Consider the following 21,162-nt stretch of genomic DNA (forward strand, 5'->3'; position numbering starts at 1 on the left):
CAGAACACCGGCACGGAGGCCCTCATCAAGCCCGGCACCGTGAAGTTCACCAGCGCCATCATGAACCGCGCCGTCGTCGACGGCATCAAGCAGACGCCGTCACAGGCAGGCTGAGACGGGTTGCTGGGCCCTGCCGGGGTGGTCGGCGGGGCCCGGACTTGGCGTTGCCCCGTCGGATTCACTGACGTTCATCAGGGGCGAGCTCATGACGGGAGGTCGGGTGGGGCCGTGGGGGCGCCTGGCAGGCGGATTGTTGCCACTGTGCCGCCGCCCGCGGCGGGGGTCAGCGACACCTCGCCGCCCGACTGCTGCACCGTGCGGGCCACGATGGACAGGCCGAGGCCCGAGCCAGGCAGGGCGCGGGCGCTCGGGGAGCGCCAGAAGCGGTCGAAGACGTGCGGGAGTTCGTCGGAGGGGATGCCGGGGCCGTGGTCGCGGACGGTCAGTTCGCCTTCCTTGAGCACGATGTCGACGGTGCCGCCCTCGGGGCTGAACTTCACCGCGTTGTCCAGGATGTTCACGATGGCCCGCTCAAGGGCCGACGGTTCCGCCCGTACGAACCAGGGCCGCACGTCCGCCGTGATCGTCAGCTCCGGGCCACGCAGCCGGGCGCGGCGCAGCGCCGCCTCGACCGTGTCCTGCAACGCGACCACCTGTACGCCGTTGGTCGGCGTCCCCGCATCCGAGCGGGACAGCGTCTGCAAGTCGCCGATCAGGGCCGCCAGTTCCGTCATCTGCGCGGTGACGGAGGCGAGGAGTGCCTTGCGGTCCGCCGGGGGGATCGGGCGGCCCATCTCCTCGCTGCGGGTGAGGAGTTCGATGTTCGTGCGCAGCGACGTCAGCGGCGTACGGAGTTCGTGGCCCGCGTCCGCGATGAGTTGTTGCTGGAGCTCGCGGGAGCTTGCCAGGGAGGCTGTCATCGAGTTGAAGGACTCGGACAGGCGCGCGATCTCGTCGTCGCCCTCCACCGGGATACGGACGGTGAGGTCCTCGGTGCGGGCCACGTGTTCCACGGCCTCGGTGAGCTTGTCGACGGGGCGCAGACCCGCGCGGGCCACGGCGAGGCCCGCGGCTCCGGCGCCGACGACTCCTATGCCGCCGACGAAGAGGAGGAGCAGGGCCAGTTCGTTGAGGGTGGAGTTGGTGGCCTTGAGGGGGAAGGCGTACTGGAGCGCGGCATCGTCGATCACCGTCGGGGCTCCGGCGCCGGGGTCGTTGATCACCAGGGGAACCGTGAATACCCGAACGGGGTTGCCCTTGGTGTCCGTGCCATTGCGGTAGATGCCGCGGTTCGGGTTCCTGGCCAGGTCGGTGTCGCTACTGGTGACCTTGACTGTGCCCGGCGTGTTGGAGGCGACGCAGGTCTCGCCGTTCGCCTTGACCACCTGGAGGTAGTACTCACTCCCCGCACGGAAGCCGCCCTGATCCGTCGGCGATTCGTCGGACTGGTCGGACGACTGCCCGCAATTGGTGATGGTGTCGAGGAGTTTGCCTCCCTGCGGACGGGTCGCCGCCGACTCCAACTGGTTGTCGACCTCGTCGTACAACTTCCCCCGCACGATGAACCAACACGTCACCGACACCGCCGCCACCGCGAAGGCCACCGCCGCCGCCACCAGCAGCGCCAGCCGGGACCGCAGCGGAAGTGACCTGAACCTGCGGATCACTCCGCGCCGCCCGACCGGAGCACGTACCCCACGCCCCGCACGGTGTGCACGAGGCGCGGCTCGCCGCCCGCCTCGGTCTTGCGGCGCAGGTACATGACGTACACGTCGAGGGAGTTGGAGGAGGGCTCGAAGTCGAAGCCCCAGACCGCCTTGAGGATCTGTTCGCGGGTGAGGACCTGGCGCGGGTGGGCCAGGAACATCTCCAGGAGGGTGAATTCGGTACGCGTCAGTTCGACGGGGCGGCCCGCGCGGGTGACCTCGCGGGTCGCCAGGTCCATGCGGAGGTCGCCGAAGATGAGCGCGTCGTCCTCCTGTGTGCCGACCGCCGCGGCCGCGTAGGAACTGCGGCGCAGCAGGGCCCGGACGCGGGCGAAGAGTTCGTCGAGTTCGAAGGGCTTGACGAGGTAGTCGTCGGCGCCCGCGTCGAGGCCCGTCACCCGGTCGCCGACCGTGTCGCGGGCCGTCAGCATCAGGATAGGTGTCGTCGTCCCCGCGCCCCGCATCCGGCGGGCCGCCGTCAGGCCGTCCATGCGGGGCATCTGGATGTCCAGGACGACCAGGTCGGGCTGGTAGGCCGTCGCCTTCTCCAGGGCGTCCGCGCCGTCGACCGCGACCTCGGTGTCGTATCCCTCGAACGCGAGGCTGCGCTGGAGTGCTTCGCGCACGGCCGGCTCGTCGTCGACGATCAGGATGCGCTGGGATTCACGGTCGCCATCGGCGGGGCTCATGGGCTCGGGTTCCTCGGGTGGGGTGGGACGGGGCCGGACTCTCAGCCTCGCATGTTTCCGGGCTGGTTCGTAAAGGATCAGCGGGGGCCGGGCGCGGCTCAGCGCGCCAGCAGGCTGAGCCGGTTCAACGGGACCCTGCGGCGGTGCGGGTGCCCGGCGGACATCCGCAGACCCATCATCTGCGGGACCGGGACCGGGACCGGGGCCGAGGCCGGGGCATGGGCATGGGCATGAGCCTGGGCCGGGACCTGGACCGCGACCGCCACCTCAGGCGCCCGCGTCGCCGGGGCGTGCAGCTCGCACGCCACTTCCAGGGCCAGGGAGAATCCGGCCGGGTTGCTGTCCGTCACGGTGTGGGAGACGCGCTTGATCATGACGACCTCCTGGTGGGTTCGTTGCGTCAGCTGTCCGAGCCGCCGGCCCGCAGGTCGGCCAGGTCGGACTTGACGGTGTTGATCGGGATGGCAAAGCCGAGGCCGACGCTGCCCGCGCTCGACGAGGACGAGGACGAGTCCGAAGCGGCCGAGTACATCGCGGAGTTGATGCCGATGATGTTGCCGTTCATGTCGATGAGGGCGCCGCCCGAGTTGCCCGGGTTCAGCGAGGCGTCGGTCTGGAGGGCCTTGTACGTCGTCGTGGACGAGCCGGTGTCGCCGTTGAACTGCCGGCCGCCGAACTCGAACGGCCACTGGCCGTTGCCGCCGCCCTGCTGTTGCTGGCCCTGGCTCTCGTCCGTCGAGACGGTGACGTCACGGTCCAGCGCGGAGACGATGCCGCTGGTGACGGTGCCGGTCAGCCCCTCGGGGGAGCCGATCGCGACGACCTGGTCGCCGACCTGGACGCCGTCGGAGTTGCCCAGCGTCGCCGCCGTGAGGCCGGACGGCGCGTTCTCGATCTTGATGAGGGCGAGGTCCTTCTTGCTGTCGGTGCCGACGACCTGCGCGGTGTACGACTTGCCGTTGCTCAGCTGCACCTTGATCTCGGAAGCGCCCGAGACGACGTGGTTGTTGGTGATGATCTCGCCGCCGGTCGTGATGATCACGCCGGAACCGGTGGACGAGCCCGCGTTCGAGGTCGCGCTGATCTCGACGATGCTCGGGCTGACCGCCTGGGCGACCCCGGCGACGGTGCCCTTCTTGGCCGTCGGCACCACGTTGGTGCTGGTGCTGCTCGACGTGGTGTCCTTGCCGGTCAGCTCCTGGATGCCGTACGCCGTACCGCCTCCGATGGCCGCGGCGACTATCGCGACGGCGGCGAGCAGGGCGAGCGGGCCCCTCGCGCGCTTCTTGGCGGGAGCGGAGGAGGGGGCCTCCGCCTGGACCGGGGCCGCGGCGAGCACCGCGGTGGAGCCGGCGGCCGGCTCGGGGTAACCCGCGTAGCCACCACCGCCGTGGCCCTCGCCACCGTTCCCACCCTGACCGGAGCCCGAGCCCGGCCACACGGTGGTGCCCGGCTCGACGGCGACCGGCGCGACCGGCTGGTACGCCGGCGGGGGAGGCCATTCCGGGTTCACGGGGGAGGAAGAGTGCTGCTGCTGGGGGTACGGGGACTGGTGGTCGTCCCTCTGGGGGTACTCGCCGCTGCGGCGGAAGCTCTCGGTCATGGAAAGAGACTGTCCCCCGATCATGAGAGCTCCCTGAGTCCCCGCTGAGAAGCCCGACAGAACCTCGTATGCCCGATATAAAGGCGCTCGGGAAGGTGTCGGGCCCGGGAAACAGGGGGTTGCGGCGGGGTGATGACAGGGAGCGCGGCGGACGAACACTTGTCTGCCTGCTGTGAAGCCCGTGTGCGCCGGGACGTGTGAGGCCTACGATCTCCGCGCCGGAGGGGGGCTCCGCGGTTACGCCTGAATCGATGCAAGCGATAGCGAGCAAGCGCACGCGCGTGCAAGCGGTTGCTGTCGCTGTCGTCGACCGGGCCGGTGCGTCGTACGCCCTTCTCGGGCCTCTTACGACACCACACGCACCCATCTCACCCCAGGAGCCCTGAGTGATACGTGCACTGCGCGGCCGTCTGAGACGCCCTGTCACGGCGTTGCCCGCGGCCGCCCTCGCGCTGGCGCTGTCCTGCGCCGGCGCCCTCGCGGCGCAGCCCGCGACCGCGGCCGACAACCCGCCAAGACTGCCCGACGCAAGCGTCGCCCAGTCCGCGAACCCCACGCCGACCGCCTCCGACAAGGAACTGCGCGACCGCGTCATCGAGGCCGCCAAGGGCCAGGCGACCCCGGAGACGACCCCGGAGAAGACTCCCTTCATCATCGGCGGCAGCGAGACGACGATCTCCTCCGCCCCCTGGATGGTCCAGCTCGCCTACTACGACGACTCCACCGGCGCGGGCTACTTCTGCGGCGGCACCCTCGTCGCCCCGAACAAGGTCCTGACGGCGGCCCACTGCGTCGCGGGCCTGGACTGGGTGAAGAACGGTGCCGTGCTGGCCGGGGCCACCGACCTGTACGACGACACCAACGGCACCGTCGCGGGCGTCTGGCGGCAGTGGAACCACCCGCGCTACAACTCCACGACCATCCAGAACGACATCGCGGTCCTCACCCTGGACCGCCCGCTGGAACAGAAGTGGATGCGGCTGGCGTACCTCAACGACCTCGCGTACGTCAGCCCGGGTGCGACCGCCACGGTCTACGGCTGGGGCCTGACCTCAGGCACCGGAACCGAGCTGTCCGCGAAGCTGCGCAAGGCCGACCTCCCGATCGTCGACGACGCCACCTGCAACAGCGCCATGCAGACCGTCCTCGGTGAGGACGACTTCATCGAGGGCTCGATGTTCTGCGCGGGCACCCCGGCCTCCGGCACCGACGAGGGCACCACGAGCCCCTGCAACGGTGACTCCGGCGGCCCGGTGATCGCCGGCAACAAGATCATCGGCATCGTCTCCTGGGGTGTCGAGGGCTGCACCGCCAAGGGCGCCTACCCGGTCTTCACCAAGGTCGGCTCGTACGCCTGGGCCGCCCAGCCGCGCATCGACGACACCGACCTGTCCTACGACGGCAAGGCCGACATCCTCGAGCGCACGCCCTCCGGCGGCCTGTTCGAGCAGGACAGCAAGGGCACCTCGCTCGCGCAGCGCGCCTTCCAGGGCACCGGCTGGCAGGGCATCAGCTGGGGCCTGCAGGCCGACCTGGACCGGGACTTCTTCCAGGACCTGATCGTCCGCGACAAGGGCGACGGCAAGCTGTACCGCAGCTACATGAACCACTCCAGCGGCGAGTACGAGTGGATGCAGATCAGCACGGTGTGGGGCGGCTACAAGTCGTATGCCATCCCCGGCGACATGACCGGTGACGCCCGCCCCGACCTCCTCGCGGTGGACGCCGACGGCTCGGTCTACCTCTACCCGGGCAAGGGCACCGGCCAGTTCTACGGCCGCGTCAAGGTCGTCGACAGGGCCTGGAAGAACGTCAAGATCTTCGGCCACGGCGACCTGTCCGGCGACGGCCGCGCCGACCTGCTGGTCCGCAACAGCTCCGGCGTCCTCTACCTCTACAGGGGCACCCAGGTGGAGCACGCGCCGTTCGCCGCGCGAATCCAGGCGCGTACGGGCTGGAACTTCACCTCGTACGTCTCCAACGGCGACGTGACGGGCGACGGCATCGCCGACGTCATCACCCGCGACTCGGGCGGCACGCTCTGGCTCTACCCCGGCACCAACAAGGCATCCAGCAGCCTCTTCGGCTCCCGAAAGAGCCTGGGCACGGGCTTCAACCAGTACAACCTGCTGTTCTAGGAATCCCGGAGTTCCCCGGGCCTCGTACGGGGCCTGGGGAACTGCGCGACCAGCCACAGGCGGCCCGCAGATAGCCGACTACTCGCAGCCGCAGGACCTTCGTACAACCAACCGCGACGGGAACAGCTTCAGCCGCTCGCGCCGCGAGCCCGCGACCCGTAGCCCATCGTCCAGAACAAGATCCACCGCGGCACGAGCCATGGCAGACCGGTCCGATGCAATCGTTGTCAGAGGCGGGTCGGTCAGCGCGGCTTCCTTGACGTCGTCGAAGCCGGCCACCGCCAGCTCCCCGGGCACGTCGATGCGCAGCTCGCGCGCGGCCCGCAGCAGACCGATCGCCTGGTCGTCCGTGGAGCAGAAAATGGCCGGCGGCCGGTCCGGCCCGGCGAGCAGCCCCAGGGCGACCTGGTACGCGTCGTAGCGGTTGTACGGCGCCTCGAAGAGGCGCCCCTCCGTGGAGATCCCGGCCTCCTGCATCGCGCGCCGCCAGCCCTCGACGTGGTCGGAGACCGGGTCGCCGACAGCGGGTGTCTCCGCCGTACCACCGAGACAGGCGACGTAGTCGTACCCGTGCTCAAGGAGGTGGCGGACGGCGAGCTGGGCGCCGCCGAGGTCGTCCGTGACGACCGCGACGTCGTCGATCGCCTCGGGCCGCTCGTGCAGCAGCACCACGCGGGCGTCCCAGGCGTCGATCTCGGCGGCCGCGTGGTCGTTCAGCGCGTGGCTGACGAGGATCAGCCCGGAGACCCGCATGCCGAGGAAGGCCCGCAGATAGTGGACCTCGCGCTCGGCGATGTAGTCGGTGTTGCCGACGAGCACCATTTTTCCGCGCTCGGCGGCGGCCTGTTCGACCGCGTGCGCCATCTCGCCGAAGAACGGCTGGCGCGCATCCGGGATGATCAGGCCTATGAGCTCGGTCCGCCGCGACGCCATGGCCTGGGCGACCCGGTCGGGCCGGTACCCCAGCTCCTTGATCGCGGCGAGAACGCGCTCGCGCGTGGCCGGGGCAACCGGCCTCGGTCCGTTGTTGATGACATAGCTGACGACGGCGGTGGAAGTACCCGCCAGCCGCGCCACATCATCCCTAGTCACCTTGGCCACGCGCGGAGTCTACGCGGATGGACCTACCTCTGGGCAGGGCGTACGGCGGCTTCCTGTGCCTCCGCGGTGGCCTCCACCGCGCCGACGGCGTCCAGGTGCGCCGTCTCGTCCGCATCATCCGGCTTTGGCTGGGCCGCCTTGGCCCTCGCCTCGTCCGCCGCGCGGTCCACCTTCTCAGGCGTAACGAATCGATAACCGACGTTCCGGACGGTTCCGATCAGCGACTCGTGCTCGGGTCCGAGCTTCGCGCGCAGCCGTCGTACGTGGACGTCGACCGTCCGCGTGCCACCGAAGTAGTCGTAGCCCCAGACCTCCTGGAGCAGCTGGGCGCGGGTGAAGACGCGGCCCGGGTGCTGTGCGAGGTACTTCAGGAGCTCGAACTCCTTGAAGGTCAGGTCGAGGACCCGGCCCTTGAGCTTCGCGCTGTACGTCGCCTCGTCGACGGAGAGGTCGCCGTTGCGGATCTCCATGGGGGAGTCGTCGTTGACGATCTGCTGGCGTCCCATGGCGAGCCGGAGCCGGGCCTCGACCTCCGCGGGACCGGCCGTGTCGAGCAGGACGTCGTCGATGCCCCAGTCGGCGGTGACGGCCGCGAGACCGCCCTCGGTGACCACGAGGATGAGCGGGCAGCCGGGGCCCGTGGACCGCAGCAGCTGACACAGGCTGCGGACCTGCGGGAGATCCCGCCGTCCGTCGATCAGGATGACGTCGGCACCCGGGGTGTCGACGAGTGCGGGGCCTTCCGCCGGAGCCACTCGCACGTTGTGCAGGAGCAGGCCGAGAGCGGGAAGCACCTCCGTCGACGGCTGAAGGGCATTGGTAAGGAGCAGCAGAGAACTCATCGCGCCCCACCTGCCTGGGTCGTCCTACGTTCGTGCACGGTTCGCTCGCCCATAACGTCTGGTTCCTCCTCGGTCCCTGCGAGGACGTTTGCGGCACTGCTCTGTACGTGCGGCTCCCGCGCCCCTGGGATCCGCGATGCTTCCGAGGCCCCGTACACCTGCGGTTTCCCGCTTCGTATACAACGCTTCCGAAAGCACAAAAGGACCCGGGGGCTACGCTGCCCGAGTCCTCTGCCCAGCAGAATAGCCCACATGAGCTCAGGTCCGGCAGGTCAAGTGACGCGATCTTCCAATAGTCCACACCTTGAGACAGCGCCGCGCACCCCTTTGCGGAGGTTTCTGCGCACGGTCGACGGGGTGACGATCGATGCGGCGTACGCCCCTGGAACGCGGCCTTCTGGCAACCTCGCGATCGTCGTCGCGCACGGCTTCACGGGCGACCTGGACCGCCCGCACGTGCGCCGCGCGGCGGGCGTCCTCGGGCGCGGTGCGGCGGTCGTCACCTTCTCCTTCCGTGGTCACGGCGCCTCCGGCGGCCGCTCCACCGTCGGCGACCGCGAGGTCCACGACCTGGCGGCCGCGGTGGCCTGGGCGCGGGAGCTGGGGCACACGCGGGTCGCGACCGTCGGCTTCTCGATGGGCGGGTCGGTGGTGCTGCGGCACGCCGCCATCCACCGGGGCACGGCGCAGAAGCACGAGGGGCGCACGGAAGCGCATACGGACGCGGTGGTTTCGGTGAGCGCACCGGCCCGTTGGTACTACCGGGGGACGGCCCCTATGCGACGGGTGCACTGGCTGGTAACGCGGCCGGTGGGGCGGGTCGTGGGCCGCTACGGGCTGCGTACCCGGATCCACCACCGGGAGTGGGATCCGGTGCCTGCCTCTCCCGTCGAATCGGTCCCCCTCATCGCGCCCACACCGCTTCTGATCGTCCATGGCGACCAGGACGGCTACTTCCCCGTCGACCACCCGCGGATGCTCGCCGCCGCCTCCGGGGACCACGCCGAGCTGTGGCTGGAACACGGCATGGGCCACGCCGAGAACGCGGCCGACGACGAGCTGCTGGCCCGCATCGGGGACTGGGCCGCCGCGCACGCGGGCTAGCCTGACGGTGTTCACAGAAACCACTGATCACTGATCACTGATTACCGAGGAACGAGATGGCAAAGGGCACGGTGCGTTACTGGGCCGCCGCCAAGGCCGCGGCAGGCGTCGCCGAGGAGCCGTACGACGCGAGCACGCTCGCCGAGGCGCTCGACGCGGCCCGTGAGCGACACCCCGGCGAACTCGTCCGCGTCCTGCGGCGATGCTCGTTCCTCATCGACGGCGACCCCGTGGGGACCCGCGAGCATGAGACGGTACGGCTGGCCGAGGGCGGCACGGTCGAGGTGCTCCCGCCGTTCGCAGGAGGGTGAGCGAGACGATGAGCAACCAGCCGTATGAGCCCCCGTACGAGGGGTACGACCCGTATCAGCAGCCTCAGCAGCCCGCGCAGCAGCAGCCCGAGTGGCAGCAGTACACGCAGCAGTGGGAGGGGCAGACCTGGGAGACGCAGGCGCAGGCGCCGGTGTCGGCTGCGGATACGGCGTATCTGCCGCCGCAGGGGTACGGCGAGCCGTCTTCCTACGGCGCTTACGCCCAGCCCCTGCCGCCGGAGGCGCCGGCGCCCGAGTGGACGCCCGGGTACGAGCCGCCTGCTCACGAGGCACCCGGCGCTGGTGGCTTTGCCCAAGGGACGACTGCCCAAAGCGGTAGTGCCTACGGCACCGGCGCTCCGGCCCCTCAAAACGCGCCCATCTCCCCGGACACCCCTGACTACGGGCCCCCGACCGTCACTGGTAACTCCCGGGTCACCGATGCCCAGCGGGCGCGGGCCGAAGGGCGGTCGCCGATCATCGAGCCCGGGATGCAGCCTGCGGCGCTCACGGCGGTGCTCGGGCTGCTGTTGTCGGGTGCGGCGGCGATCGGGGAGTACGCGCTTGTCGTGCCGCTCGTGCTGTTGCAGGCCGTCACCGCGGCGGGATGGTTCCGGCTGAACGGGATGTGGCCGGCCCGGCAGGGCATCGCGCTGGCGTTCCTGGGCGCGGTGACCGCGGACGTGGCGCTGCTCGCCGCGGGCCGGGAGAACGCGCCCGCCGCGATCCTCGGCACCCTCGGTGTGTGGGTCCTGCTCAGCCTGGTCCTGCAGCTGCGCAGCCACGCCGACCCGGACACCCGGATGTACGGCCTGATGGCGACCGTCGCCTCGGCGGCGCTCGCGATCGTCGCGGCCGGACACCTCGCGGCGGAGCCGGACGCCGTCACGGTGGGCGCGGCCGCCGTCGCCGTGGCGATCCTCGCCCGCGCGCTGCCGCTGCCCACGGCGGCTTCCGTGGCGGTGGCGCTGCTGGCCGCCGCGGGCGCCGGTGTCGCGGTCGGCGGGATGACCGACCTGGGCACGCAGGGCGCCTTCCTCGGTCTCGGCGCGGGCGTCTGCGCGCTGATCGGCCACCGGGTCGCGAGCTACGACTACCCGTCCCGGTTCGTCCACTTCACCGCGGGCGTGGCCCTTCCGCTGGCCGCCGCGGCCCCGGCGGTCTACCTCCTGGGCCGCGCGCTGAGCTAGGCGCCGCGCTTCGTCACAGGTGATCGACAACCCTGCTGAAGGGCCCCCTTTCCGGGGGCCCTTCGGGGTTAGGCTCGCGATCGGCGGCCACTCGGTCGTCGAGACCAGACCAAGGTCGCTGAGATCCAGACCAGACCGGGCCGTCCTAGGTGGGGGAACACCCAGCATGCGCGCACTGCGAATAATCCTGATCGTCGTCGTGATTCTGGGCGGCCTGTTCGTGATCGCGGACCGGGTGGCGGTCGGGTTCGCGGAGGACGAGGCGGCGGACCGGATCAAGAGCACCGAGGGCCTGGCCAGCACCCCTGACGTGTCCATCGAGGGCTTCCCCTTCCTCACCCAGGTCGTCGGCGGCGAGCTCGACGACGTGAAGATCGGCATCAAGAACTACGAGGCCCCGACGGGCGGTACGAACGCCGCCGCCTCCACGATCCGCATCGACGACCTCAGCGCCGAGATGCACGGCGTCGCCTTCAGCGGCGACTACAGCTCCGCCACGGCCAGCAGCGCCACCGGCACCGCGACCATCGCGTACGACGAGCTGCTCAAGGCCGCCAAGGCCGAGCCCACCCAGGTCGCCTCAGGTGTCACCGCCCAGGTGATCGGCCTCTCCGACGGCGGCAACGGCAAGATCAAGGTCACGGTCGAGGCCACCGTCCTCGGCACCAAGCTGCCCCAGCCGGTCTCCGTCCTCAGCTCCGTCACGGTCTCGGGCGACACGGTGAGGGTGCACGCCGACTCCCTGCCCAAGCTGGGCGTCGAGCTCGCCGAGGGCCGGATCCGCGCGATCACCGACTTCCAGCAGAAGATCGACGAACTGCCCGGCGGCATCCAGCTGGACAAGGTCCAGGCGGCGAAGAACGGCGTCGACATCTCGGTGAAGGGTTCGGACGTCAAGCTGGTCGGGTAGGAAGCGCCGGGGAGGAGGGCCGGTTGTCCGAAAGGCGAGACGGCCCCGTCCGATCAGCAGATGCGATGTCGATGTGACGACGGCTACAGGCGCTCGGAACCGGGGCGGGCGCGACCTCGACCTTCCTCGCGTCTCGCATTGCGGACGATCGCGTCTCAGGATCCGACACGCCGGTGACATGGCCGCCTGTCCGTCCCTACGATCGACGTCATGAAGCGACAGGCGGATCTCACGAAGCGGCGGGCAGTCGACCTGTGCCGCGTCGCCGCCATGCTCTGTCGCACCTTCTGAGCGGAAGCGTTCGTCCTTCCGCGAGCCGGGCCCTTCGACCCCTCTTGTCAGGGCCGCCCCTGCGCCTCACGGCCGTCACCGGCATGACCGCGCACCCCTCTCTAACGCACCGCCCCGCCGCAACTGCCCCGGAGGAGAAAGAGCATGAGCCGCAGCGACGTCCTGGTAGACGCCGACTGGGTCCAGGACCACCTGGACGACCCGAGCGTGGCCATCGTCGAGGTCGACGAGGACACGTCCGCGTACGAGAAGAACCACATCAAGAACGCCATCCGGATCGACTGGACCAAGGACCTCCAGGACCCGGTCCGCCGTGACTTCATCGACCAGGAGGGCTTCGAGAAGCTCCTCTCGTCGAAGGGCATCGGCAACGACACCCTGGTCGTCCTCTACGGCGGCAACAACAACTGGTTCGCCTCGTACGCCTACTGGTACTTCAAGCTGTACGGCCACGAGAACGTGAAGCTCCTCGACGGCGGCCGCAAGAAGTGGGAGCTCGACTCCCGCGACCTGGTCGACGGCTCGCAGCTGCCCGACCGCGCCGCCACCGACTACAAGGCCAAGGCGCAGAACACCGCGATCCGCGCCTTCCGTGACGACGTCGTCGCCGCGATCGGCTCGCAGAACCTGGTCGACGTCCGCTCGCCCGACGAGTTCAGCGGCAAGCTGCTCGCCCCGGCCCACCTGCCGCAGGAGCAGTCGCAGCGTCCGGGTCACGTCCCGACCGCCCGCAACATCCCGTGGTCGAAGAACGCCAACGACGACGGCACCTTCAAGTCGGACGACGAGCTCAAGGAGCTCTACGCCGCGGAGCAGGTCGACCTCGCCACGGACACCATCGCGTACTGCCGCATCGGTGAGCGTTCCGCGCTCACCTGGTTCGTGCTGCACGAGCTGCTCGGCGTGGAGAACGTCAAGAACTACGACGGCTCCTGGACCGAGTACGGCTCCCTGGTCGGCGTCCCGATCGAGCTCGGCGCCAACAAGTAACCCTCAAGGCCTGAAGGACTGAAGGACGGAATCGAAATATGTGTGGAGCGAAGGCAGGCGGCCCCGACGCCTCGACGATCAAGCCCGGTGAGACCACGATCCAGGGCCAGGTGACCCGGGACGGCGAGCCGGTGACGGGTTACGTCCGCCTCCTGGACTCGACCGGCGAGTTCACCGCCGAGGTCCCGACCTCGGCCACCGGACAGTTCCGCTTCTACGCGGCCGAGGGCACGTGGACCGTGCGGGCCCTGGTGCCCGGCGGCACCGCCGACCGTACGGTCGTCGCCCAGACGGGTGGCCTCGCGGAGGTCGCGATCGCCGTCTGACGCGCAAAGAACGGCCGAAGGGCCGCACCCCCGGGGGTTGGACGCTTACCGGATCGGGGTGCGGCCCTTCGGCTTGTCAGGCCCGCGACGGCGGCAGGTGACCCCTCTTTGACGCGCCTCTCGCACTGCTTCGCAGGCTTCCGGGCGCTGCGCCGGACTCTGTCCGTCGGGGGTGGTCCGGTGCGCCCGTGAGGTGGGAGCTGTCGGCCTGCGCGGCCTTGTGCCGGACAGCTTTCCCGGGCCTACGCTGGATGCATGTACGCGCGACGGCGGCATGTGTACTTCGCCATGATGGGGACGTGCATCGGGCTCTTCGTCCTGGCCTGGGGAGTCGTGCGGCTGTGGTCGGTTCCCGTGGCTGTCGGGATGTGTGTGGTGGCCATGGTGATTCCGCCGCTGGCCGCGATGGTAGCCAATCGGCGCGGGCCGGAGGACCGGTGGTGGGACGACCCGTCCGGTGACCCCAAGTCCGACGAGTGGTGGGACGAGCTGGACGGCAAGAAGCCGCGGCAGTAGACGGGCGACAGCGGCGGTAGCAGGCCGGTAGCGGCGGCAGTAGACGGCATGAGAAAGGCGCATATGTCGCTTACGAGATTGTCCACCGTGGTGCTCGACGCGCCCGACGCGCACGCGCTGGCCGACTTCTACATGCGGTTGCTCGGCTACGTGAAGCGCGCGGAGGAGCCGGACTGGGTGCTCATCGGCCCGTCGTACGGCGGCACCGCGCTCGCCTTCGAGACCGAGCGGCTCTACACGCCGCCCGTGTGGCCGGCGGGCCCCGGCGACCAGCGGATGATGATGCACCTCGACATCGAGGTCGACGACCTGGCCTCGGAGACGGCGCGCGCCCTCGCCGAGGGGGCCAGGCTCGCCGAATACCAGCCCCAGGAGCACGTACGGGTCTTCTTCGACCCGGCGGGGCACCCCTTCTGCCTCTGGGTGCACACGCATGAGAAGCACGGGAGGCGTCGGCCGCGGCACACGCGTCACGCGACCAATAATCGGGCGACTCAGTAGACGAGTGCCTGCGTCTCGTCCCCCAGCGCCTCCTGCACGAACACCTGGGCGCCAGCGATGCGTACGCCCTCCAGGACGTCCTTCTCCGTGATCGCGCGGCGGGCCGCGCACTGCGTGCAGAGCGTGATGCGCCCTGCGGCCAGGATCGAGTCGATCAGGTCGGGCAGCGGCGCCGCGTGCGGAAGCTCGAACTCTGCGGCGCGGCCCGGCAGCGCGAACCACGAGGACTCGCCGGTCAGCCAGAGAGAGACATCGACGCCACTGGCCACGGCCACGGCCGCGACGGTGAACGCCTGTGAGCAGCGCTCCGGGGCATCGGCCCCCGCCGTCACCTTGATCACGAGCTTCTTCGCCATGGCCGAATGGTAGTCCGAATCGTAATCAACTCCCGTGCAACTTCATGCGTCAGCCATGGGTCTCCTGTGCGCGCGGATACGGAATCCGCGCTTCACGTTCCGTGGGGGGACGTCTTGGAAGTCTCGGAAACACCAGAAGTACCTGAAAGACCTGAAACACCCGCGGCACCTGAAGTACTTCAGGTGCCGCAAGAGTCGGAAGCGCCAAAAGCACCGGAGGTGCCTGAAGCGCGCGTGCGTCGACGCGGGCGTACGACCCTGCTGATCGCCACCGCCGCCGTGCTCGGGCTCGTCGCCGGTACCTGTGCCGGCTATCTGGTCCAAGCCGACCGCGAGCCCACCAAGCTGGCGTCCCTGTCCCAGCCGGTGGTCGCGCAGGCCAAGGGCGCGGGCCCCGAGCCCCTGTCGGCCGCCCAGGACCGTCGGGTGAAGACCGACGGCGACCTGCGCAAGCTGCTGATCAAGCGGCCTAAGGGGGCGCGGGACCCGCAGTTCCCGGCGGGCGATGACGGCTGGCTGGACACCGCCGACTACGCGGACCAGCTCAAGAACTCGGACGGCGAGTTCAGAGGCCTGCTCGCCGACCAGTTCCGTCGTGCGGCGGGTGTCGAGTGGCGCATGGGCACCACTCAGACCGTCGAGATCCGGCTCGTGCAGTACCGCCAGGAGGAGAGCCTCGCCGCCGCCGACAGGGTCGGCGACTGGAACGTGGACGACACCAGCGCCTGGCCCATTCCCGGCACGGGCGACGGCATGGCCTACGTCAGCGACCAGCCCGAGCGGAAGGCCGGGTACCTGCCGCTGTACAAGGCGCAGGCGCACGCCTGGCGCGGTGACATCGCCATGGAGATCTGGATCTACGACGCCAAGCCGATCTCCAAGGCGAAGATCATGGACCTGGCCAAGCGGCAGATGGAGCGGCTGTGACGACCGAGGAGCAATCGACAACACCGGGACCCGTGGAGCCCGTACAGCCCGTGGATTCCGTACCTGAGGCACCTGAGGCACCTGAGGTCACTCCGGAGCCCGCGCCCGAAGCCGCTCCGGAGACGAAGAAGCCCGGCCGTCGCGGCCGTATCGCCGCCGTCGCCGCTTCCGTCCTCCTCGTCGGCGCCGTCATCGGTGGCACCGGCTACACCGTCGTGACCGTCCAGGACGCCGACCGTGACGCGGGCGCGCCGGTCTGGAAGTTCCCGAAGGCCGCGAAGCAGGACGCCAAGAAGGCGAAGGCGGCCTCGGGGCTCGCGGCCATGCTCGTGCCGTACGAGACCGACGGCTGGAGCCGGGGCCCGGACATCGCCGAGTTCGGCTCCGACGCCGCGCTCAGCGGGGGCGAGGCCGCCGCCCTGCGCAAGGAGTCGATCCGCGATCTGCCCCGCTCCCAGCGGCGGCGGCTGGAGAAGCAGATCGACAAGCAGCACACCAAGGGCATGGTGATGCGCAGCTACCTGAGCACGGCGAACGCGGGCGATTCCCCGGTCTACGCCGAGCGGGCCTTCACCGTGAGCGTCGAGCTGATGCAGATGGAGGACAAGAGGGCGGTCCGGAACATGTCGACGTTCCAGAACGAGTTCCTCGACGCTCTCTCCATCTTCCGCAAGGGACCGAAGATCGAGGGCCACAAGAACGCCGAGTGCTTCCTGCCGCCCAAGGACGCCGACGACGAGATCGACGTGATGTACTGCTCCGCCTACGAGGGCGACGTGCTGGTCAGCGTCACGGCGGAGGCGGCCAAGCCACTGAACACCAAGGGGGTCGCGGCGCTCCTGCGCGAGCAGCTCGACCGCATCGTTGAGCCGGGGGAGGCGGTATGACCGAGCAGACCGAGCAACAGGCGTACCTGCCGCCGATGCCCGAGGCCCCGCCCATGGCCGTCGAACCCCCGGCACCCCGGGTGAAGAAGGACCGCCGGGTCCTGCGCGCCGTGCTGCGCTGGACCGCCGCCGTGGTGGTTTTCGGCGCGGTCGGCACGTCGGCCGCGTACGGCATCACGCGGATGGAGCGCACCGGCGTACCCGGTCTGGCGACGGAGTCGGACGGCCGCTGGGACTACCCGACCATCGTCAAGCCGCCGCTGCCGTCCGGCAGTCCCGGCCCGCTCGTCGAGGCGAACAAGGCCGGCACCCACTACGCCGACCTGCGCAAGCTGCTCCTCCCCGCCCCCAAGGGCGCGAAGGGCGACGCGGCGCTGCGCGGCGAGGACGGCTGGCTGGCGAGGAAGACCTTCCTGGCGGAGTACGCCGAGAAGGCGGACCGGGAGACCGTCGGGCAGAAGATGACCGACTACGGTCTGCGGCACATCGCCGCGCGCGGCTGGACCACCGAGGACGGTACGCGTACGCGGATCTACCTGCTGCAGTTCGACACCGCGGCCGTCGCGGACGAGCTGATCAGCACCGAGCTCGCGAACTACGACTCCCCGCAGTACGCGGTGCGCGGGGCCGCGGAGACCGAGCGGGACGAGCAGTTCCCGGAGCGTGCCGCAGTCGACGACATCACGCGGTTCTCGTACGTGGAGAGCAAGCCGTACGGCGCCGAACAGGTCCGTCAGGCGTATCTCTCCGCCGGGGACACCCTCGCGCTGATCGTCCAGTCCCGGAAGGGCACCGCGCGGGCGGTCCCGTTCCAGCAGACGGTGATCCTGCAGAGCCAGCTGCTCGGCTGAGCCCGCCTGGGTGCACTTGGGTGCACCTGACAAAGAGGGCCGGGCCCCGGCCGCGTAAGCTGGGGCCCGGCTCTTGTGTACACCGCAACCCCGCTCATCCGAGGAGCACCCGTGGAGATCTTCTTCGAAACCCTGCTGGTCCTGGTCTGCGTCGGCGTGCTCGCCTTCGCCGGGCTGGCCGTGAAGAAGCTGTACCAGGGCCAGCGCTGACCCCCATCAAGGAATTTCCGAGCTCATGATCGAGATCCCGTCCGACCTCCACAAGGACCTGGTCCCCCTCGCCTTCCTGCTCGGCAACTGGGCCGGCGCCGGCGTCCACGATTTCCCCGGCTCCGAGAAGTGCAACTTCGGGCAGGAGCTCACCTTCACCCACGACGGGCGGGACTTCCTGGAGTACCACTCGCACACCTGGGTGCTCGACGCGGTCGGGAACAAGGTCAGGCCGCTGGAGAGCGAGTCCGGCTTCTGGCGCGTCGACGGCAACCGCAAGGTCGAGGTCGTCATGACCCGCGACGACGGTGTCGTCGAGATCTGGTACGGCGAGCTGGCCGACAAGAAGCCGCAGATCGACCTGGTCACGGACGCGGTCGCGCGCACGGCGGCCTCGGGTCCGTACAGCGGCGGCAAGCGCCTGTACGGGTACGTGAACAGCGACCTCATGTGGGTCGGCGAGAAGCAGACCCCCGAGGTCGAGCTGCGCCCCTACATGTCCGCGCACCTGAAGAAGGTCGTCACCCCGGAGGACGTCGAGCGCTGGGCGAAGGCCCTGCCGGACGACATGCCGGACGACGGCATCGCGTTCTTCAAGTAGGTCTTCAAGCAGCTCTTCAAGTAGCTCTCCGAGTACTTCATCCGGTCGGCAGCACCTGGAATGGTCCTAGACTTCCAGTGTGGTGAGCACCGACTGGAAGAGCGACCTGAGGCAGCGCGGCTACCGGCTGACGCCGCAGCGCCAGCTTGTCCTCGAAGCCGTGGACACCCTGGAGCACGCGACCCCCGACGACATCCTCATCGAGGTGAGGAAGACGGCGTCGGGGGTCAACATTTCCACGGTCTACCGGACCCTTGAGCTCCTGGAGGAGCTCGGGCTGGTCTCGCACGCCCACCTGGGGCACGGCGCGCCGACGTACCACCTCGCCGACCGGCACCACCACCTCCACCTGGTGTGCCGCGACTGCACGAACGTCATCGAGGCCGATGTCTCGGTCGCCGCCGAGTTCACGGCGAAGCTGCGCGAGACGTTCGGCTTCGAGACGGACATGAAGCACTTCGCGATCTTCGGCCGCTGCAAGGACTGCGCGGCCAAGAAGAAATAAAATCGGCAGCTACCGGGTCGTAGGCTGTGTGGATATGAAGAGCCCCCTCCTGTCCCTGCCCGGCGCCGTTCCCGCCGAGGGCGTGGACGAACCCGTCGCCGCCCACTACGGCGACCTGTTCCGAGAGCAACGTGCCCTCGCCGACGGCACCGGCTTCGTGGATCTCTCCCACCGCGCCGTGGTCACGGTCACCGGTGAGGACCGGCTCAGCTGGCTGCACCTGCTGCTCACGCAGCACGTCTCGGACCTGCCGGCGGGCCGCGCCACGGAGGCGCTGATCCTCTCCGCGCACGGCCACATCGAGCACGCGCTGTATCTCGTCGACGACGGCGAGACGGTCTGGATGCACGCCGAACCCGGCACCCAGGAGGCGCTGATCGCGTACCTGGAGTCGATGAAGTTCTTCTACCGGGTCGAAGTCGCCGACCGCACGCCCGACTTCGCGATCGTGCACCTCCCGGCCGGTTCCATCGCCGAGGTCCCCGAGGGCGTCGTCGTACGCGAGACGCCGTACGGGCGTGACCTCTTCCTGCCGCGTACGGACCTGGAGTCGTACGCGGAGCAGCACGGCCCCCCGGCCGGACTGCTGGCCTACGAGGCGCTGCGCGTCGAGCACCACCGCCCGCGCCTCGGCTTCGAGACCGACCACCGCACCATCCCGCACGAGCTGGGCTGGATCGGCAGCGCGGTGCACCTCCAGAAGGGCTGCTACCGCGGCCAGGAGACCGTCGCCCGCGTCCAGAACCTGGGCAAGCCGCCGCGCCGCCTCGTCTTCCTGCACCTCGACGGCAGCGAGGTCCATCTGCCGCCGCACGGCACCGAACTGCGCCTCGCCGACGAAGGCCCCGAAGGCCGCAAGATCGGCTTCATCACCACCTCCGTACGCCACCACGAACTGGGCCCGATCGCCCTGGCCCTGGTGAAGCGGAACGTACCGGTGGACGCACGCCTGGTAGCGGACTCGACGGCGGCGGCACAGGAGGTCGTGGTCGAGCCGTAGCCGTCGTAGGGGTGGGCGCAGCGGCACCCTGTCAGCGCCGGAAGCGCACCCACCCCGACGGCAACCCCGACGCCGGGTGCCTCACATCTCCAGCAGCACCGTGAAGGGCCCGTCGTTCGTCAGGGACACCCGCATCTGCGCACCGAAGCGCCCCGTCGCCACCGTCGCGCCCAGCGCGCGGAGTTGAGCGACGACCTCCTCGACGAGGGGCTCGGCCACATCGCCGGGAGCGGCGGCGTTCCACGTGGGCCGGCGGCCCTTGCGGGCATCCCCGTACAGGGTGAACTGGCTGATGACGAGCAGCGGCGCGTCGATGTCGGAGCATGACTTCTCGTCGGCCAGCATCCGAAGGGACCAGAGTTTGCGGGCGAGTTGGGCCGCCTTCTCCTTGGTGTCCTCGTGCGTGACCCCGACGAGGACGCACAGCCCCTCACCGTTGATCTCGCCGACCGTCTCGCCGTCCACGACGACGCTCGCACCGTCCACCCTCTGCACCACCGCACGCATACGGACCATGATGCCGTGCGGCGCCGAAGGTCCGTCGTGCGGGCCCTTCGCGTGATTTCCGGGGGTCACTAACCCCCCATCTGGGGCTTATCGGGGGCACTCGGTCACATAGCGACCACTCGGGGTGGCACGATGCGGTGTGTTGCGGTGTATCCATGGGGTGGACCGCGCCGGTCGAGGGGACGGTAGAGGCACATGAGCACACCGAGTACCGGGCAGCCGCCCGGGGCCGTGTCATTGACCCGTACGAGCCCACGGGCTGGGCGGGCGGGAGGGATGACGGTCCGGCCGCCGGTGCAGCGCACCGACAGCAGCCCGCTGTCCGCCGACCCGCCCCCTCACGACCTCGCCGAGCTCCGGCTGCCCGAGCTGCGGACGCTGCGTCGGGACGCCCAACGGGACGAGGCCGACCTCAGCTATGTGCGGCGGCTGCTCCAGGGACGTATCGACATCCTGCGGGCGGAGCTGGCGCGCCGCGGAGAGCAGCGGGCGCCTTCCCCGGCTTCGGGGCGGCTGTCGGTCGTCGGCCCCGGGCAGCCGTCGGTCGTCGAACGGCTCTCGGAGATCCTGACGGACGCGCCCGCCCGGCACCGTTCGTCGGCTCGCCATGTGACAGTGGGCACACCGCACGGCGAGGAGTACCGGGCGCTGGCCGCGGACATGCTCGCGGAGGTGGAGCTGTCCGACCTGGGCGCCCGCACGGACGACGAGCTGTGCGCGGGCATGGGACGGCTCGTCCGCTACGAGCAGCAGGTCTCCCGGCGGCGCCAGCAGCTGCAGCGCACGGCCGACGATTGCAGCGCCGAGATCGCTCGCAGGTACCGTGAAGGCGAAGCACAAGTAGACGACCTGCTCATGTGACGCGGCGGCCCCGGCGATCCCGGGGCCGTACGGCGGTCACGGCGGCCTTCAGGGGCCGGTCCGGGGCCGGGGGTGTGTTCCCCGGTCGACCGCCCGGTTCTTCGGTCCCGTGGCTCTGCCTGGGGAGTCCTGGTTTGTTGGTTGCGGTGGCTGTGTCTCGGTCCGGTGGATCCGGTTCGTGGGGATGTGGTGGCTGAGCCTCGGGCCTGGCGGCGCTGGTTCGTGGTTGCGGTGGTCGC

At 69.9% G+C, this 21,162-nt stretch carries 25 protein-coding genes; 17 read left to right on the top strand and 8 right to left on the bottom strand.

Annotation, left to right across the window (positions count from 1 at the left end):
- Positions 1-203: 203 nt before the first annotated feature.
- The 4 genes from ACFY0T_RS44670 to ACFY0T_RS44685 all read right to left on the bottom strand — a co-directional run bounded on the left by ACFY0T_RS44670 (position 204) and on the right by ACFY0T_RS44685 (position 3,998).
- A complete protein-coding gene (locus ACFY0T_RS44670; RefSeq protein WP_388884285.1) occupies positions 204-1,667 on the bottom strand; it encodes an ATP-binding protein in 1,464 nt (487 codons plus the stop codon).
- The gene (locus ACFY0T_RS44675; RefSeq protein ID WP_388884286.1) at positions 1,664-2,395 is read right to left on the bottom strand and encodes a response regulator transcription factor; all 732 of its coding nucleotides are present in this window, start codon (positions 2,393-2,395) and stop codon (positions 1,664-1,666) included. Before ACFY0T_RS44675 ends, ACFY0T_RS44670 begins: the two co-directional genes overlap by 4 nt.
- 98 nt (positions 2,396-2,493) lie before the next feature.
- Positions 2,494-2,769, bottom strand: a complete 276-nt coding sequence (locus ACFY0T_RS44680; RefSeq protein ID WP_388884287.1) for a hypothetical protein — start codon at positions 2,767-2,769, stop codon at positions 2,494-2,496.
- A 26-nt stretch (positions 2,770-2,795) separates the two neighbouring features.
- Entirely contained in the window at positions 2,796-3,998 is a 1,203-nt protein-coding gene (locus tag ACFY0T_RS44685; RefSeq protein ID WP_388884288.1) for a S1C family serine protease, read from the bottom strand.
- Between the two features lie 386 nt (positions 3,999-4,384).
- Between ACFY0T_RS44685 and ACFY0T_RS44690 the strand changes: the two genes are divergently transcribed.
- Complete coding sequence (locus ACFY0T_RS44690) at positions 4,385-6,136, top strand: trypsin-like serine protease (protein WP_388884289.1); 1,752 nt, start codon at positions 4,385-4,387, stop codon at positions 6,134-6,136.
- 78 nt (positions 6,137-6,214) lie between these two features.
- On the opposite strand, the gene ACFY0T_RS44695 is transcribed toward ACFY0T_RS44690, so the two are convergent.
- Both ACFY0T_RS44695 and ACFY0T_RS44700 read right to left on the bottom strand, forming a co-directional pair.
- The gene (locus tag ACFY0T_RS44695; RefSeq protein WP_388884290.1) at positions 6,215-7,237 is read right to left on the bottom strand and encodes a LacI family DNA-binding transcriptional regulator; all 1,023 of its coding nucleotides are present in this window, start codon (positions 7,235-7,237) and stop codon (positions 6,215-6,217) included.
- A 23-nt stretch (positions 7,238-7,260) separates the two neighbouring features.
- Positions 7,261-8,079 carry a response regulator transcription factor gene (locus ACFY0T_RS44700; RefSeq protein ID WP_388884291.1) on the bottom strand — a complete coding sequence of 273 codons (819 nt, stop codon included), beginning with the start codon at positions 8,077-8,079 and terminating at the stop codon, positions 7,261-7,263.
- 252 nt (positions 8,080-8,331) lie between these two features.
- Here ACFY0T_RS44700 and ACFY0T_RS44705 point away from each other — a divergent pair, with 252 nt between their 5' ends.
- The 9 genes from ACFY0T_RS44705 (at position 8,332) to ACFY0T_RS44745 (ending at position 14,218) form a co-directional block, all read left to right on the top strand.
- The gene (locus ACFY0T_RS44705; RefSeq protein WP_388884292.1) at positions 8,332-9,183 is read left to right on the top strand and encodes an alpha/beta hydrolase; all 852 of its coding nucleotides are present in this window, start codon (positions 8,332-8,334) and stop codon (positions 9,181-9,183) included.
- 56 nt (positions 9,184-9,239) lie between these two features.
- Entirely contained in the window at positions 9,240-9,494 is a 255-nt protein-coding gene (locus ACFY0T_RS44710) for a MoaD/ThiS family protein (protein WP_388884293.1), read from the top strand.
- 8 nt (positions 9,495-9,502) lie between these two features.
- Positions 9,503-10,684, top strand: a complete 1,182-nt coding sequence (locus ACFY0T_RS44715; protein WP_388884294.1) for a hypothetical protein — start codon at positions 9,503-9,505, stop codon at positions 10,682-10,684.
- 166 nt (positions 10,685-10,850) lie between these two features.
- Entirely contained in the window at positions 10,851-11,594 is a 744-nt protein-coding gene (locus ACFY0T_RS44720) for a DUF2993 domain-containing protein (protein ID WP_388884295.1), read from the top strand.
- Positions 11,595-11,804: 210 nt separating this feature from the next.
- On the top strand, positions 11,805-11,885 hold the full coding sequence (locus ACFY0T_RS44725; protein ID WP_350310325.1) for a putative leader peptide: 81 nt from the start codon (positions 11,805-11,807) through the stop codon (positions 11,883-11,885).
- A 144-nt stretch (positions 11,886-12,029) separates the two neighbouring features.
- The gene (locus ACFY0T_RS44730; RefSeq protein WP_388884296.1) at positions 12,030-12,875 is read left to right on the top strand and encodes a sulfurtransferase; all 846 of its coding nucleotides are present in this window, start codon (positions 12,030-12,032) and stop codon (positions 12,873-12,875) included.
- 38 nt (positions 12,876-12,913) lie between these two features.
- Complete coding sequence (locus ACFY0T_RS44735) at positions 12,914-13,201, top strand: DUF1416 domain-containing protein (protein ID WP_054232391.1); 288 nt, start codon at positions 12,914-12,916, stop codon at positions 13,199-13,201.
- A 255-nt stretch (positions 13,202-13,456) separates the two neighbouring features.
- Entirely contained in the window at positions 13,457-13,717 is a 261-nt protein-coding gene (locus ACFY0T_RS44740; protein ID WP_388884297.1) for a DUF3099 domain-containing protein, read from the top strand.
- A gap of 63 nt (positions 13,718-13,780) precedes the next feature.
- Positions 13,781-14,218, top strand: a complete 438-nt coding sequence (locus ACFY0T_RS44745; protein WP_388884298.1) for a VOC family protein — start codon at positions 13,781-13,783, stop codon at positions 14,216-14,218.
- Here ACFY0T_RS44745 and ACFY0T_RS44750 read toward each other — a convergent pair.
- On the bottom strand, positions 14,212-14,574 hold the full coding sequence (locus ACFY0T_RS44750; protein WP_388884299.1) for a DsrE family protein: 363 nt from the start codon (positions 14,572-14,574) through the stop codon (positions 14,212-14,214). The genes ACFY0T_RS44745 and ACFY0T_RS44750 overlap by 7 nt on opposite strands.
- 234 nt (positions 14,575-14,808) lie before the next feature.
- Here ACFY0T_RS44750 and ACFY0T_RS44755 point away from each other — a divergent pair, with 234 nt between their 5' ends.
- The 6 genes from ACFY0T_RS44755 to ACFY0T_RS44780 all read left to right on the top strand — a co-directional run bounded on the left by ACFY0T_RS44755 (position 14,809) and on the right by ACFY0T_RS44780 (position 19,555).
- Entirely contained in the window at positions 14,809-15,501 is a 693-nt protein-coding gene (locus tag ACFY0T_RS44755; protein WP_388884300.1) for a hypothetical protein, read from the top strand.
- 50 nt (positions 15,502-15,551) lie between these two features.
- Positions 15,552-16,388 (top strand): hypothetical protein, encoded by an 837-nt coding sequence (locus tag ACFY0T_RS44760; RefSeq protein ID WP_388884301.1) that lies wholly within the window; start codon positions 15,552-15,554, stop codon positions 16,386-16,388.
- A complete protein-coding gene (locus ACFY0T_RS44765) occupies positions 16,385-17,239 on the top strand; it encodes a hypothetical protein (protein WP_388884302.1) in 855 nt (284 codons plus the stop codon). The genes ACFY0T_RS44760 and ACFY0T_RS44765 overlap by 4 nt, the downstream gene beginning before the upstream one ends.
- A gap of 235 nt (positions 17,240-17,474) precedes the next feature.
- Positions 17,475-18,050, top strand: coding sequence for an FABP family protein (locus ACFY0T_RS44770; protein ID WP_388884303.1), 576 nt, complete (start codon positions 17,475-17,477; stop codon positions 18,048-18,050).
- Between the two features lie 79 nt (positions 18,051-18,129).
- Complete coding sequence (locus tag ACFY0T_RS44775) at positions 18,130-18,555, top strand: Fur family transcriptional regulator (protein WP_388884304.1); 426 nt, start codon at positions 18,130-18,132, stop codon at positions 18,553-18,555.
- 34 nt (positions 18,556-18,589) lie between these two features.
- On the top strand, positions 18,590-19,555 hold the full coding sequence (locus ACFY0T_RS44780; protein ID WP_388884305.1) for a YgfZ/GcvT domain-containing protein: 966 nt from the start codon (positions 18,590-18,592) through the stop codon (positions 19,553-19,555).
- A gap of 81 nt (positions 19,556-19,636) precedes the next feature.
- On the opposite strand, the gene dtd is transcribed toward ACFY0T_RS44780, so the two are convergent.
- Positions 19,637-20,062: a D-aminoacyl-tRNA deacylase gene (dtd, locus tag ACFY0T_RS44785; RefSeq protein ID WP_388884306.1), complete on the bottom strand. Its 426-nt coding sequence runs from the start codon at positions 20,060-20,062 to the stop codon at positions 19,637-19,639.
- 195 nt (positions 20,063-20,257) lie between these two features.
- Here dtd and ACFY0T_RS44790 point away from each other — a divergent pair, with 195 nt between their 5' ends.
- A complete protein-coding gene (locus ACFY0T_RS44790; RefSeq protein WP_388884307.1) occupies positions 20,258-20,923 on the top strand; it encodes a hypothetical protein in 666 nt (221 codons plus the stop codon).
- Positions 20,924-21,162: the final 239 nt, after the last annotated feature.

This window comes from Streptomyces sp. NPDC001530 (assembly GCF_042894545.1).
In the GTDB taxonomy this organism is placed as follows: Bacteria; Actinomycetota; Actinomycetes; order Streptomycetales; family Streptomycetaceae; genus Streptomyces.

Bases quoted from the DNA above. Each gene is read 5' to 3' on its own strand.
- dtd (WP_388884306.1), bottom strand. From the start codon at position 20,062: ATGCGTGCGGTGGTGCAGAGGGTGGACGGTGCGAGCGTCGTCGTGGAC.
- ACFY0T_RS44720 (WP_388884295.1), top strand. From the start codon at position 10,851: ATGCGCGCACTGCGAATAATCCTGATCGTCGTCGTGATTCTGGGCGGC.
- ACFY0T_RS44765 (WP_388884302.1), top strand. From the start codon at position 16,385: ATGACCGAGCAGACCGAGCAACAGGCGTACCTGCCGCCGATGCCCGAG.
- ACFY0T_RS44715 (WP_388884294.1), top strand. From the start codon at position 9,503: ATGAGCAACCAGCCGTATGAGCCCCCGTACGAGGGGTACGACCCGTAT.
- ACFY0T_RS44790 (WP_388884307.1), top strand. From the start codon at position 20,258: ATGAGCACACCGAGTACCGGGCAGCCGCCCGGGGCCGTGTCATTGACC.
- ACFY0T_RS44780 (WP_388884305.1), top strand. From the start codon at position 18,590: ATGAAGAGCCCCCTCCTGTCCCTGCCCGGCGCCGTTCCCGCCGAGGGC.
- ACFY0T_RS44705 (WP_388884292.1), top strand. From the start codon at position 8,332: ATGAGCTCAGGTCCGGCAGGTCAAGTGACGCGATCTTCCAATAGTCCA.
- ACFY0T_RS44675 (WP_388884286.1), bottom strand. From the start codon at position 2,395: ATGAGCCCCGCCGATGGCGACCGTGAATCCCAGCGCATCCTGATCGTC.
- ACFY0T_RS44740 (WP_388884297.1), top strand. From the start codon at position 13,457: ATGTACGCGCGACGGCGGCATGTGTACTTCGCCATGATGGGGACGTGC.
- ACFY0T_RS44680 (WP_388884287.1), bottom strand. From the start codon at position 2,769: ATGATCAAGCGCGTCTCCCACACCGTGACGGACAGCAACCCGGCCGGA.
- ACFY0T_RS44710 (WP_388884293.1), top strand. From the start codon at position 9,240: ATGGCAAAGGGCACGGTGCGTTACTGGGCCGCCGCCAAGGCCGCGGCA.
- ACFY0T_RS44735 (WP_054232391.1), top strand. From the start codon at position 12,914: ATGTGTGGAGCGAAGGCAGGCGGCCCCGACGCCTCGACGATCAAGCCC.
- ACFY0T_RS44700 (WP_388884291.1), bottom strand. From the start codon at position 8,079: ATGAGTTCTCTGCTGCTCCTTACCAATGCCCTTCAGCCGTCGACGGAG.
- ACFY0T_RS44770 (WP_388884303.1), top strand. From the start codon at position 17,475: ATGATCGAGATCCCGTCCGACCTCCACAAGGACCTGGTCCCCCTCGCC.
- ACFY0T_RS44730 (WP_388884296.1), top strand. From the start codon at position 12,030: ATGAGCCGCAGCGACGTCCTGGTAGACGCCGACTGGGTCCAGGACCAC.
- ACFY0T_RS44725 (WP_350310325.1), top strand. From the start codon at position 11,805: ATGAAGCGACAGGCGGATCTCACGAAGCGGCGGGCAGTCGACCTGTGC.
- ACFY0T_RS44745 (WP_388884298.1), top strand. From the start codon at position 13,781: ATGTCGCTTACGAGATTGTCCACCGTGGTGCTCGACGCGCCCGACGCG.
- ACFY0T_RS44750 (WP_388884299.1), bottom strand. From the start codon at position 14,574: ATGGCGAAGAAGCTCGTGATCAAGGTGACGGCGGGGGCCGATGCCCCG.
- ACFY0T_RS44685 (WP_388884288.1), bottom strand. From the start codon at position 3,998: ATGACCGAGAGCTTCCGCCGCAGCGGCGAGTACCCCCAGAGGGACGAC.